The sequence below is a fragment of the Micromonospora echinofusca genome, assembly GCF_900091445.1.
GTDB lineage: Bacteria > Actinomycetota > Actinomycetes > Mycobacteriales > Micromonosporaceae > Micromonospora > Micromonospora echinofusca.
On the sequence record NZ_LT607733.1, the window covers coordinates 4,089,953 to 4,102,585 of the forward strand.

9 protein-coding genes are annotated in these 12,633 nt (G+C 73.6%); all 9 read right to left on the reverse strand.

Annotation, left to right across the window (positions count from 1 at the left end; genetic code table 11):
* Positions 1-85: 85 nt before the first annotated feature.
* Complete coding sequence (locus GA0070610_RS17225) at positions 86-2,014, reverse strand: hypothetical protein (protein ID WP_089003565.1); 1,929 nt, start codon at positions 2,012-2,014, stop codon at positions 86-88.
* A gap of 221 nt (positions 2,015-2,235) precedes the next feature.
* Positions 2,236-3,936, reverse strand: coding sequence for a glycosyl hydrolase (locus GA0070610_RS31700; RefSeq protein ID WP_089000984.1), 1,701 nt, complete (start codon positions 3,934-3,936; stop codon positions 2,236-2,238).
* 153 nt (positions 3,937-4,089) lie between these two features.
* A complete protein-coding gene (locus GA0070610_RS17235) occupies positions 4,090-4,914 on the reverse strand; it encodes a shikimate dehydrogenase (RefSeq protein ID WP_089000985.1) in 825 nt (274 codons plus the stop codon).
* Complete coding sequence (gene mltG, locus GA0070610_RS17240; RefSeq protein WP_089000986.1) at positions 4,914-6,116, reverse strand: endolytic transglycosylase MltG; 1,203 nt, start codon at positions 6,114-6,116, stop codon at positions 4,914-4,916. The genes GA0070610_RS17235 and mltG overlap by 1 nt, the downstream gene beginning before the upstream one ends.
* Positions 6,113-6,574: a Holliday junction resolvase RuvX gene (gene ruvX, locus GA0070610_RS17245; RefSeq protein ID WP_089000987.1), complete on the reverse strand. Its 462-nt coding sequence runs from the start codon at positions 6,572-6,574 to the stop codon at positions 6,113-6,115. The genes mltG and ruvX overlap by 4 nt, the downstream gene beginning before the upstream one ends.
* Positions 6,575-6,647: 73 nt before the next feature.
* Positions 6,648-9,326 (reverse strand): alanine--tRNA ligase, encoded by a 2,679-nt coding sequence (alaS, locus tag GA0070610_RS17250; protein WP_089000988.1) that lies wholly within the window; start codon positions 9,324-9,326, stop codon positions 6,648-6,650.
* The gene (locus GA0070610_RS17255) at positions 9,323-9,628 is read right to left on the reverse strand and encodes a hypothetical protein (protein WP_089000989.1); all 306 of its coding nucleotides are present in this window, start codon (positions 9,626-9,628) and stop codon (positions 9,323-9,325) included. The genes alaS and GA0070610_RS17255 overlap by 4 nt, the downstream gene beginning before the upstream one ends.
* Positions 9,629-9,655: 27 nt before the next feature.
* Positions 9,656-10,117 carry a DUF948 domain-containing protein gene (locus tag GA0070610_RS17260; RefSeq protein ID WP_089000990.1) on the reverse strand — a complete coding sequence of 154 codons (462 nt, stop codon included), beginning with the start codon at positions 10,115-10,117 and terminating at the stop codon, positions 9,656-9,658.
* A gap of 150 nt (positions 10,118-10,267) precedes the next feature.
* Positions 10,268-10,891: a hypothetical protein gene (locus tag GA0070610_RS17265; protein WP_089003566.1), complete on the reverse strand. Its 624-nt coding sequence runs from the start codon at positions 10,889-10,891 to the stop codon at positions 10,268-10,270.
* Between the last annotated feature and the right edge of the window lie 1,742 nt (positions 10,892-12,633).

Consider the following 12,633-nt stretch of genomic DNA (forward strand, 5'->3'; position numbering starts at 1 on the left):
CCACGTCGTGCGGGCCGGCGACGGCTGATCCGTCGCCGGCCCAACGTGAACAATCTACCGATGTTCCGTTACGAACAGTCGACCGTCACTGCACGGAGAAGAAGGTCGACGGCGTTGACCACGTCACGCCGGCGGCCGCCGGGACCACCGTCGCCGTCGTTCCGTCGACCGCCGGGGCGGCCGTCGGGTCGAACGGCACGCTGCGCAGCGTTCCGTCGGTGGCACCGTACACGATCCGGCCGGCGACCCAGGCCATGCCCCGCACGGTCGACCAGGTCACCCCGGTGGTGGGCAGCGTGAACTCGGTGGCGCCGAGGTAGTTGCCGTCGATCTCGAAGTAGCGGTAGTAGAGGCCGCTGGCGCCCGAGCGGGTGTAGTAGAGGCGCCCGTCGAGGTAGAACGCGCCGGTCATCAGCGCCGGGTTGAACCAGTCGTTGTAGCCGGAGGCCTCCCACGGCGCGCCGATCGCGCCGCCGTTGAACAGCGAGATGTCGATCCGGCTGCCCGTGGGGGTGCCGGCGACGGTGTGCGACCAGTAGATCCGGTCGGCCACCCGCCAGGTCGCGCCGGCCGCCGTGTAGTTGGGCTGGCTGACCGTGGTCGGGGTGCCCAGGCTGGCCCCGTCGAACGGCACCTTGGCCAGCTCGCCCGCGCCGGTGCCGACGTAGAGGTTGCCGGTGGCCGAGGTCGGCGCGTTCTTCGGGGTGATGGTGCGCCCGCCGGTCAGCGGGAACATCCCGAGCCGGCCGTGGTACTCGTTGCCCATGCCGTCGGAGTTGTGGCCGAAGTAGAGCCCGTCGCTGCCGCGCCAGAGCACCGGCACGGAGGAGCCCCAGTTGCTGGTGCCGGCCGGCATCGACGCGCTGCCGCTGCGGCGGGGGTTCCAGTTGACCGGCATGCCGGTGGCCGGGGTGACCGCCGCGATGCCGAGCCGGTCGATCGCGCCCTTGCCGGCGGTGTCGCTGGCGTTCGGGTTGTTCAGCCAGCGGAAGTGCCCGCCGAGGTAGATGACGTTGTCGGCGACCTCGACGGAGGTGATGGTGTCGTTGCCGGTGTAGTCGACCCAGGTGCCGAGCTGCCCGGCGCCCCGGGCGGCGGTCTCGAAGCGCACCAGCGCGTCGCAGTAGGCGGCCGGCCAGCCCGAGCCGCCGTTGGTGCCGACGACGAACCAGCTGCCGTCGCCGCCGAACTTGACGTCCTGCACGTAGTGCACGAAGGTCGCCGGCGACGCGCACGGCGGCACGAACTTCTCCGTGCTCCAGTCCAGCACCGTCGGGGTGCCGGTGACGTCGACCAACGCCATCTGGTTGCGCGGCAGGTCGTTGACGAGCGTGAAGTTGCCGCCGACGGCCAGGGTGCCGCCGTCCGGGGAGACGTCGATGGTCCACACGTACGAGGTGGTCTGGTGACGCCCGACGGTGGCGTTGACGTTGAAGGTCGGGTCGATCGCGCCGGTCGTGGCGTTGAGCCGGCCGAGCCCGGCGTGCGCGGTGCCGTTGAGCCAGTTGAACGCCCCGGCCACGTAGAGCCAGTTGCCGTGCAGCGCCAGGTCGCGCACGGTGCCGCCGTCGGAGCGGCCGACCCAGCTGTCGACGATCTCGCCGGTGGCGGGGTCGAGCGCCACCAGGTTCTTGCGGGAGACGCCGTTGACGTTCTTGAAGGTGCCGCCGACGATCAGCGTGCCGCCGGGCCCGGCGACCAGCGTGTTGACCGCGCCGTCCAGCACCGGCAGGAAGCTGGTGGAGATGGTGCCGGTGGCCCGGTCGTACGCGAAGAGGTAGCGCTGGGTGGTCCACGCCGCGCTGGCGGTCTGCCGGATCTGGGTGAAGCTGCCGCCGACGAACACCGTGGAGCCGACCTGCGCGAAGGCGCGGGTCTCGCCGTCCCTGGCGTGCGGTGTGGCGTCGGCCGGGTTGGCCGAGACCAGGGTCGCCGGTTCGGGCGCCGGCACCAGGGCGGCGGACGTCCCGGTCGGGACGGCCAGCACGGCGGCGGCGGTCACGAGGGCGATCACCGCCGTCCGGGTGCGGAATCCGGCGGATCGCCGAGAGAGCGGGATGTCGGGCACGCTACGCCTCCATGTCGGGAGAGAACCCGCGTAGCGTGCCTGGTCGACCCTGTCTGGCGATATCCGCCGATTGGGCGGTCACTGCATCGGCAACATGACACCGCACACAGCAGGTCGGATGTCCGACTCGCCCGTATCACTCCCGGTCAGATTGTGAACGCGTGACGTCAGCGGGCGCCCCCGGTGGGCTGCCTCAGGTAGCTGTCGCGCCCGGCGCGGGCGAAGCCCGCCACCGACGAGGCGTCGTGGTTCATGGTCATGTCGCAGGTGCTCGACCGGCGGGTCATCCCCGGGGAGTTGAAGTAGATCGCCGCCTTGATCTTCGGGTGCGCCTTGAGCGCCGCCGGGAACTCCTCGAACCAGCGCCGCTTCGCGTCCGGGTCGGCCGCGTCGAAGTTGGTGCCGAACTCCGCGAGCATCCGCGGCTTGCCGACCCCGAGACGGTTCTCGTCCAGCCAGCGGTAGAAGCCGCCGATCGTGGTGGCCGGGCTCTTCCAGACCTTGCTGCCGTTGCAGACGTGGAAGTTGTACGGGTCGTAGCCGACCCAGTCGACGTACCGGTCACCCGGGTAGAGGCCGGTGTAGCGGTCGTAGTGGCCCGACCAGCCCATCATCGTCCACACCCAGACCGCGTTGTCGGCGCCCGCCGCGGCGAACCGGTCGTGCACGTGCCGCCAGGCGCGGACGAAGTCGGCGTCGCTGCCCTTGGCCGGCTCGTCCTCCGGCTCGTGGTCGAAGCCCATGAACACCGGCACGCCGGTGTCGCGGATCCGCCCGGCGACCGCGTCGATGGTGGCGTCGTAGCGGCCACTGTAGACGTCCTGCCAGGTCAGCACCGTGCCGGAGGAGAAGATCCGCGACTCCCAGGCGAAGAACATCAGCCGACCCTCGCGCATCTGCTGCCGCTGGTAGGCGTCGGGGAAGGCGCCGTTGCTGCCGGCGTTGGAGAAGTCGTGGTAGCGGTGCACGATGTCGAACTTCCGCCCGACCTGCGCCTCCACCTCGGCGACCGCCGCGCCGTGGTCCCACCCGTCGCCGGCGCTCGACGGGGAGTACATCCCCCACCAGGCGCCGCAGGAGGGCACCAGCCTGCTCGACACCGCGCCGCACCGATCCGTCCCGCCCGACGGGCTCGCCGACGGGCTCGGGGTGGCGCGGGTGGGGCTCGTGCTGGGCGTCGGCCTCGGCGTGGGGCTGGGCGCGACCGTCCGGCTCGGCGACGGAGCGGCGCTGGTCACCACCGGGGTGGGTCGGGTGCCGACGTCGTAGCTGATCTCCAGGCGCGGCCGCAGGTCGGGGTTGCGGTTCTCCGTCGACGCCCAGTAGATCCTCGTCTCGAGGCCGGTCTGCGCCAGCGACACCGTCCAGGTGCCGTTGCCCTTCACCAGGGCCGAGACGTCCCACTCGTTGAAGCCCTTCGCCACCTTCGAGACGGTGTCCAGGGCCGCCCCCGGCAGCGCCGGTGTCGGCCGGGCCGCGCGGGCGTCCACCACGCTGGAGTGCGCGCTCACGGTCGCCGCGAACTCCTGCCACGCGTGCACCCGCAGCGTGGCCCGCACGTTGACCGCCGTCGCCGGCAGGGTGGTCACGGCGAACTGGACGACCGCCTCCCGGCCGCCCCGGGGGTTGCCGTCGCAGCGGGTCGCGCAGGTCGCCAGCGTCGTCTTCGCCCCGTTGTCGCCGTCCTGCGTCACCATGGTCGCCGTGGTGTCGGCGGTCGCCCGGATCGACAGGTCGTCGGCGGCCAGCAGCGGCATGGTGGTGGCCGCGATGCCGACCACCACCGTGGCCCCGGCCACGCCGAGGACGACGGCCTTGCGTCGCGGGCCGGGGTGCCGGGTGAGGCGGTGCAGTCCGTGCCGAGCCAAGGTGAACTCCCTGTGTGTCGGGCGGTGACGGTCAGCAGCGTAACCACGGCCGCAGCGTGACGTGGGGACGACAGCCGGACCTAAGCGCGTCTTAACCGTCGCCTAAGGATGCACCGGATGGCCACAGGGGACACATCCGTCCCGTCTGAGCGCTCAGATCGCGCGGGCGGCGGCGAGCGCCGCGGCCATCGCCGCCCGGGGCGCCGCGACGCCCGTGAAGTGCTCGAACTGGCCCACCGCCTGGGCCAGCAGCAGGTCGAGGCCGGAGACGATCCGGCAGCCGGCCGCCTCGGCCGACGCGGCCAGCGGCGTCGGCCACGGGTCGTAGAGCGCGTCGAAGAGCACCGTCTCCGGCCGCCAGGCCACCGTGTCGGCGAGCGGATCCGCCACACCCTTCGGCACCGTGGAGACCACCAGGTCGGCGCGGCAGCGGTCGGCCGCGTCGGTCCAGGGCGCGCCGGTCATCGGCACACCGACCGCGCGGGCCACCGGGCGCAGTTCGTCGACCGCCGCCGGGCGGCGGGCCACCACGGTCACCGCGTCGGCGTCGAGCCGCCCCGCCGCGGCAACCGCCGCGCGGGCCGTGCCGCCCGCGCCCAGCACCGTCACCGTCGCCCCCGGGCGCACCCCGGCGTCGGTGAGCACCTCGACCATGCCGACCACGTCGGTGTTGTCGGCGTACCAGGAGCCGTCCGGTCGGCGTACCAGCGTGTTGGCGGCGCCGACGGCGGCGGCGAGCGGCGAGACCTCGGCGGCCACCGCGAGCGCCGCTTCCTTGCCGGGCATGGTCACCGACAGCCCGGCCCACTCCGGGCCGAGGCCGGCGACCACGTCCGGCAGCTCCGCCGCCGCGCACTCGATCCGGGTGTACGACCACCCGGTCAGCCCCGCCGCCGCGTAGCCGGCGTTGTGGATCACCGGGGAGAGGGAGTGCGCGATCGGCGTGCCGAGCACTCCCGCCCGCCGTGCGGTCGTCATCAGATGATCCCGGCCTCCTTGGCCTTGACCTTGTTCCGCTCGTGCTCCTCGATAGTCTCGGCGAAGGCGGAGTGTCCCTCCTTGTCGATCGCCACGAAGAAGAGCCACTTGCCGGCCGGCGGGTCCATCGCGCCCTCCATGGCCTCCTTCCCCGGGTTGTTGATCGGGGTGGGCACCAGGCCGCGCAGCTTGCGGCTGTACGGGTTCTTGGTGTCGAGCAGCTCCTCCTCGGTCATCTGCCCGGACGTCTTGGTCTTCTGTCCGGTCAGCTCCAGGTAGTAGTTGACCGTGACGTCCATCTCCAGGCAGTTGCACGGGAACTCGCCGAAGACCCGGTTGTACGCCACCCGGGCGACCTTGCCCAGGTCGTCCTTGTTCCCCGCCTCGGCCTGTGCCAGCGACGCGACGATCAGCGCCTCGTACGGGCTGATCTTGCGCTCCTTCTGCACCCGGTCGGCGAACTGCATCTCGCTGGTCACGCTGAGGAAGTTCTCGACCATCTGCTCGATGATCGTCTCGGCGGTCGCCTTCGGCGGGATCTCGTAGGTGTCCGGGTAGAGGAAGCCCTCGATCGACGGCTTGACCTTCTTGTTGTCGGTGCGCTTGAACCACCAGTCCGGTACGCCCCGCGCGATCGGGTCCTTCGCCGCCGCCTCGAAGTCCTTCACCGGGATCTTGGTTTCCTTGGAGAGCAGCTGGTAGACGTTCTTCGCGGTCCGGCCCTCCGGGATCGTGACCCCGTTGACGATCCGGTTCTTCAGGTCGAGCATCGCGGTGACCGCGCTCTCGCCGCTCATCTGCTTGCGCAGCTTGTAGGTGCCCGGCTGGATGTTCTTGCTGCGGGCGTTCGCCTCGGCGGCCTCGATGAACGCCTTGGCGCTCTTCACCACGTCGGCGGCGACCAGCGCGTTGGCCATGTCGGCGATCAGCGCGCCCTGCTTGATCTCGACCGTCACCTCGCCGGTGCCCGCACCGTCGTAGTCGGGCGTCACGAAGTAGCTCTGGACGCGGTCGAAGCCGTAGAAGGCGCCGCCGCCGATCGTGCCCAGCAGGACGAAGGCGAGCAGCAGGGCCAGGGCGGTCTTGCCCCGGCCGCCACCACCGCCGGAGCCGCCCTTGCGCTTGCGCACCGCGCCGCGCCGGTGCTTGCCCTTCTCCCCCCGGTCCTGCTCGTCGAACCCGAGGTCAAGATCGTCCATCATCGCGTCCGCCTCCGCTGCGCGTCCAGCCAGCTCTGCAGAATCTCCACCGCGGCAGCCTGGTCGACCACCGCACGTTGCCGTTTCCCTCGGACACCACGCTCGGCAAGCCTACGAGACGCCACGACCGTGGACATCCTCTCGTCGGTGAGCGCCACCGGAACGGGCGCTATTACATCGGCCAGTCGGTCAGCGTACGCCTTCACGTGTACGGCGGCCGGACCGTGCTTGCCGACGAGATTGACCGGTAGGCCGACGACGACCTCGACCGCCTCGTGCTCGGCCACCAGCGCGCCGAGCGCGGCGATGTCGGCCGGCACCGCGTCCGGGGCGGCCGTGAGGTCGCGGGTGAGCGTCACCAGCGGGGTGGCCAGCACGCCGTGCGGGTCCGAGCGGGACACCCCCACCCGGACCTGCCCGACGTCCACCCCGAGCCGGACGCCTCGGGACAATTCGCTCACGGTCGGTGACTCCCCCTGAAACGGCGAACCAGGGCGGACCACGCGGGTCCGCCCTGGCCGCTGCGAGCACGTATCACGCGTCGGCGATCGCCTTCTCGACCGTGCGGAGCAGGTTCGGCGCCTCGGCGGCCGGCAGGCCGCCACCCTGGGCGAGGTCGGGGCTGCCGCCACCGCGACCGGAGAAGGCCGCCTTGACCAGGTCGGACGCGGCCAGGCCCCGGCTACGCGCGGCCGAATTCACCGCGACGACCAGCGACGCCTTGCCTCCCGCCCGCGCCGCCACCGCGACGACCGCCGGCCGCGCCGGGTCGATCTTGCCGCGGACCTCCTGGGCGAGGGTCCGCACGTCGTTGCCGGCCGCGCCCTCCGGCGCCTCGGTGCCCACGTACGCGACACCGCGCACGTCCTTCGCCTGCGCCGCGAGCGCCGCCGCGCCACCGAGCACCAGCTGGGCCCGCAGCTTCTCCAGCTCCTTCTCGGCGTCGCGCAGCTGCGTCACGGTCTGCTCGACCCGATCGGCGACCTGGTCGTTGGGCACCCGGTACAGCTCGGCGAGGCGGGACACCAGCAGGTGCTCCCGGGCCAGGAAGTTGAAGGCGTCCATGCCGACCAGGGCCTCGACCCGGCGCACCCCGGAGCCGATCGACGACTCGTTGAGGATCTTCACCAGGCCGAGCTGGCCGGAGCGGGAGACGTGGGTGCCGCCGCACAGCTCGCGGGCGTAGTCGCCGACCTCGACGACCCGCACCTCCTCGCCGTACTTCTCGCCGAACAGCGCCATCGCCCCGATGCGCCGCGCCTCCTCCAGCGAGGTGATGAAGGCGTGCACCTCCAGGTCGGCGAGGAGCACCTCGTTGACCTGCTGCTCGACGTCGCGCAGCACGCTCGGCGCCACCCCCGTCGGGGTGTTGAAGTCGAACCGCAGCCGCCCCGGGGCGTTCAGCGAACCCGCCTGGGTGGCGGACTCGCCGAGGAAGTTGCGCATCGTCTGGTGCACCAGGTGCGTCGCGGTGTGCGACCGGGAGATCGCCCGCCGGCGGGTGGTGTCGATCTCGGCGTAGCCGGTCTCCCCCGCCCGCACCTCGCCCCGCAGCACCCGGGCGCGGTGCACGATCAGGCCGGGCACCGGCTGCTGCACGTCGAGCACCTCGACCTGGCCGCCGCCGACGGTGATCATGCCCAGGTCGGGCTGCTGCCCGCCGCCCTCGGCGTAGAACGGGGTGGCGTCGAGGACCAGCTCGATCGTGTCGCCCTCGACCGCCGCCTGGCGGGGGCCGTCGACGCCGAGCACGGCCCGCACCGTCGACTCCCGGGACACCTCGCTGTAGCCGGTGAACGTCACCGGGCCGCCCGAGTCGAGCACCGACCGGTACGCCGACAGGTCCGTGTGCCCGGTCTTGCGCGCCTGGGCGTCGGCCTTGGCGCGGGCCCGCTGGTCGGCCATCAGCCGGCGGAAACCCTCCGCGTCGACCGCCAGGCCCTGCTCGGCCGCGATCTCCAGCGTCAGGTCGATCGGGAAGCCGTACGTGTCGTGCAGCTGGAACGCCTTCTCGCCCGACAGCGCCGGCTTGCCGGCGGTGCGGGTCTCGGCGATCGCCGTGTCCAGGATCGTGGTGCCGGCCCGCAGGGTGGACAGGAAGGCGTCCTCCTCCGCGTACGCGTAGTCGGCGATCCGGTCGAAGTCGGCGGCCAGCTCCGGGTACGACGGGGACATGCAGTCGCGGGCCACCGGCAGCAGCTCGGGCAGCGCCCGCTCCTGCCAGCCCAGCAGCCGCACCGACCGGATCGCCCGGCGCATGATGCGACGCAGCACGTAGCCGCGCCCCTCGTTGCTCGGGGTGACGCCGTCGCCGATCAGCATCAGCGCCGTACGCACGTGGTCGGCGATCACCCGCAGCCGCACGTCGTCCGGGTGCGACTCGCTGGCGACCTGGCCGGACCGGGCGCCGTAGCGCTTGTCGGTCAGCTCGGCGGCCCGGTCGAGGATCGGCCGGACCTCGTCGATCTCGTAGAGGTTGTCGACGCCCTGGAGGATGGACGCCATCCGCTCCAGGCCCATGCCGGTGTCGATGTTCTTCGCCGGCAGGTCACCGAGGATCGGGTAGTCCTGCTTGCCGGTGCCCGGGCCGCGCTCGAACTGCATGAAGACGAGGTTCCAGAACTCCATGTAGCGGTCCTCGTCGACCGCCGGGCCGCCCTCGCGGCCATACTCCGGGCCACGGTCGTAGAACAGCTCGGAGCACGGGCCGCACGGGCCGGGGATGCCCATCGACCAGAAGTTGTCCGCCTTGCCCCGGCGCACGATCCGCTCGGTCGGCACGCCGACCGCGCGCCAGATCTCGAACGCCTCGTCGTCGTCGAGGTAGACCGTCGGCCAGATCCGCTCCGGGTCGAGGCCGAACCCGCCCTGCTCCTGGGACTTGGTGACCAGGTCCCAGGCGAGCGGGATCGCCCCGTCCTTGAAGTAGTCACCGAAGGAGAAGTTGCCGTTCATCTGGAAGAACGTGCCGTGCCGGCTGGTCTTGCCGACCTCGTCGATGTCGGGCGTACGGATGCACTTCTGCACGCTGACCGCCCGCCGGTACGGCGGGGTCTGCTGCCCCAGGAAGTAGGGCACGAACTGCACCATGCCGGCGTTGACGAACAGCAGGTTCGGGTCGCTGATGGCGGGCAGCGGAGCGGACGGCACCACGGTGTGGCCGTTCGCCTCGAAGTGGGCGAGGTACCGCCGCTTGATCTCCGCCGTCTTCATCGCTGGTGGTCCTCCGGAAAGATCTCTCGGTCGCCGATGCGCGGGTCCTCCCGCAGCTCGGCAAACTGGTCGTCGAACGCCTCGCCATGGGCGAACGCCTCGTGGATCTCCTGCTCGCGCTCGGCCATCGCGATCCGGACGTCCTCCACGAAGCTACGCAGCGACTCCGCCAGCCCGCCAGCGGATTCGGTCACCGTGCTGGCGATGCCGGCCGGGGTGTACGCCTGTGCGGTGCGGGTGGCCTTGCGGACCACCACCACGCCGACGGCCAGCCCGATGCCGAGCCAGAACAACCGCCTCATCTCCGAGCTCCTCCTGGTCGTGCCGGATCAGCGGTTGCCGCGCTTGGCGGCCCGCCGCTGCTGCTTGATGGTGTCGCGCACCTCACGCTCGGTCTCGGCGTGCCGCCGCGCGGAGGCGGCCTTGCGGACGCCGTAGCCGAAGGCGGCCACCTTGACCAACGGGTTGGCGGCGGCGGCGGAGACGACGGTCGCCAGGTTCGCGACGTTGGCGGTGACGTTCTGCGCGTGGCTGGTCATGGTGTCGACCTTGGCGAGCTGGAGGTTGACCCCGTCCAGGGAGGTCTGCACCTGCTCCAGGGCGGTGTTGACGTTCTTCACCGTGGTGTTCACGTCGCCGAGCAGCGGCGCGGTCCGGTCGTTGAGGTCGTTGATCATCCGGGTGGTGGCGTCCACGGTGTGCCGCAGCCGCAGGATGGGCAGCGTCAGGATCAACACCAGCATCGCGAACGCGATCGCCGCGATCAGCGCCGCGACCTCGAAAAAGCCCACGCCTGTCCTCCTCAAGCAGAGTTCCGGGAACCCGACGTCCCCGCAACGCGCGACCGTCCTACCCACACCGCCGCTCGGCGACCCGGAGGGGTCGGACGGGGGCTGGCGGTCCGCCAGCCCCAGACCCTACCGTCCGTGATGGAAACCGGCTCAGGACGGTGAGGGTGTCGGTGTCGCGAGCGGATCCTCGGTGAGCGTCGGGAAGGGGTCCTCCCCGGTGAGTGACGGGTCGGTGGTGGGCTGGGGCCGGGTCCGCTCGTCGTCGATCGCGTTACGGACCTTCACCGACACCAACGAGCCGGAGCACTCCTGCGCAGCGGTCGCCGGGTCGGGCGACGGCACAACGGCCGGCTCCCCGTCCACCGGCGGCGGCACGCAGGCGGGCTCGCGTACCCACAGGTCGAGGGTGAGCTCGTCCCGGCGCCAGCACGTGTAGCTGCCCTTGGCCGGCTGCTCCGGGCAGCGACTCACCTTCCACGGCCGCCAGCCGTCGTCGGTCAGCGCCCGCTCGTAGACCTGGGCCGTCTCCGCGGGCGACCGCTCGGACGTGGCCGTACGTTCGCGCAGTCGGCAGTCGAGCAGGCACCACCGGCTGCCACTGACGTCGTCGACGGGCTGGACCGCCGCCCAGCCCGGCACGTCCAGCTCGTCGAGGGTGTCGAAGACCGGATCGCGGCTGAGCGTACGGATGCCGAAGTAGAGCGGGATGGCGCCGAGCAGCACGACGCTGACCAGGGCGAGGATGCCCATCCGCAGCCGGCGCCGCTCGCGCATCTGGCGGCGCAGTTCGGATCGGGCGCCGCGCAGCCCGCCGGGGCCGGCCGCGTCGTCGTCCGGCGACTCCGGCTCCGCGGGCCGGCGCAGCGCCGGTCCGTCGGTCGGCTCGGCAGGCGGTACGACCGCCGCGGCGGCCCGCGCCACCACGGGTTCGCCCGCCGGCGGCGGTACGGGCGCGACACCCGACGGCTCCAGCCGCCCGGGCTCACGATGCGGCGGGAGGGCCCGCCCGGCGGCGCGGTCCTCGGGCCCGGGGCGGGGCGCCGGGGCGGCTGCCCGGGCCACCCCGGGCGGACCAACGGGGCGGGGGCCCGCGCCGGACGTCGGCTCGGGTCGGTCCCGCCCGGCGACGGGGGGTCGGACGGCGCCGGGGACCGCACCAGGGCCGGCCGGAGCCGGCGCGGTGGCGGCGGGGCGGACCGGGCCGGTCTGGTCGGTCCGGCCCGGTCCGGGCGCGTTCCTTCCCGGACCGGGGGGTCCCGACGGGGCCTCGGGGCCGTGCGGGTCGGCCGGGCCGGGGCGGCGCGGACCGGGCGGCGCGCCCGGTCCGGCGGCGGGCGGCGGCACGGCGGCGGTGCCGGGCCGCGGCGCGACGGCCCGCGCGGCACCGGACGGACCGGCGTCGGGACGCGCGGCACCCCGGGCAGGACCCGCCGGACCGGCGTCGGGACGCGCGGCACCCCGGGCAGGACCCGCCGGACCGGCGTCCGGGCGCGCGGCACCCCGGGCAGGGCCCGCCGGGGCCGCGTCGGGACGCGCGGGGTCGACCGGGGCCGCGCCGGGGCGGGCCCGACCGGCCGGGGTCGGGGCGCCAGCCGGCGGCGGTGGGCCGGCCGGCGCGGGGCGCGCGGCACCCCGGGCGGGCGGGCCGGGATGAAGCTCGGCGCCGGGTCGGCCCCGGTCTGCCGGGGGCCCGGCCTCGACGGCGTCGTCGGGTCGCGGCGGCTGCGCGCCGGGCCGCGCCCGGCCCGCGGGGACCGCGCCGGTCTCGACGCCGCGCTGCGCCGGGCCGGGCGGCACCGCCGCCGGAGCACCCGGAACAGGCGGTACCGGCCGCTTGACCGTCGGCAGGGCCGGATCGGTGTGGTGGGCACGGCCCGCCTGCCGCAGCCAGTCGGCCGGGCGCTCCGGTCGACCGGCGCGGGACTCACCGGGCTGACGCCGGCGCCCCGACTCCCCGTCGACGGGACGCGGCCCGTGCGCGGGCTCCTCCGCCACGCCCGGTTCCGCCGGGCGGGGCGTCCCGTCGGGCGTACGGTGCGCGGGCGGCGGACCGCCCACCGTGGCGCGTCCGGCCCGGCCGGAGGTCTCGTCGTCGCCGGCCGCCCGCCGGCCCCGGCCCGCGATCTCGCCGTCGGGCACGGCACGCCGGCCCGCGATCTCGCCGTCGGGCACGGCACGCCGGCCTCGGGCGGCGGGGCCGGCGGGCGGGGTGGCCCCGGCGCCGGGCGGTGCGGCGGGCACACCGGGCGCGGGTGGTGCGATGCCGGGAGGCGGCAGCGGCGGGGCGTTGCCCGAAGCCGGTACGGGCGGCGCGTTGCCCGAGAGCGGCACCGGCGGCGCGTTGCCGGAGCGGGGCACCGCAGGGGCCGCTTCCTCGGTGGCACGGCGCCGACCGGTCGGCGGCGCGGGGCGTCGCTCCCGGTCGGCCCCCGCACCGCCCGGCACGGCGCCGGGCACCGGCGGGGTGACCATCGGCAGGGATCCGGTGCCGTCGGCCGGCGCGGGTGCGCCGCTGT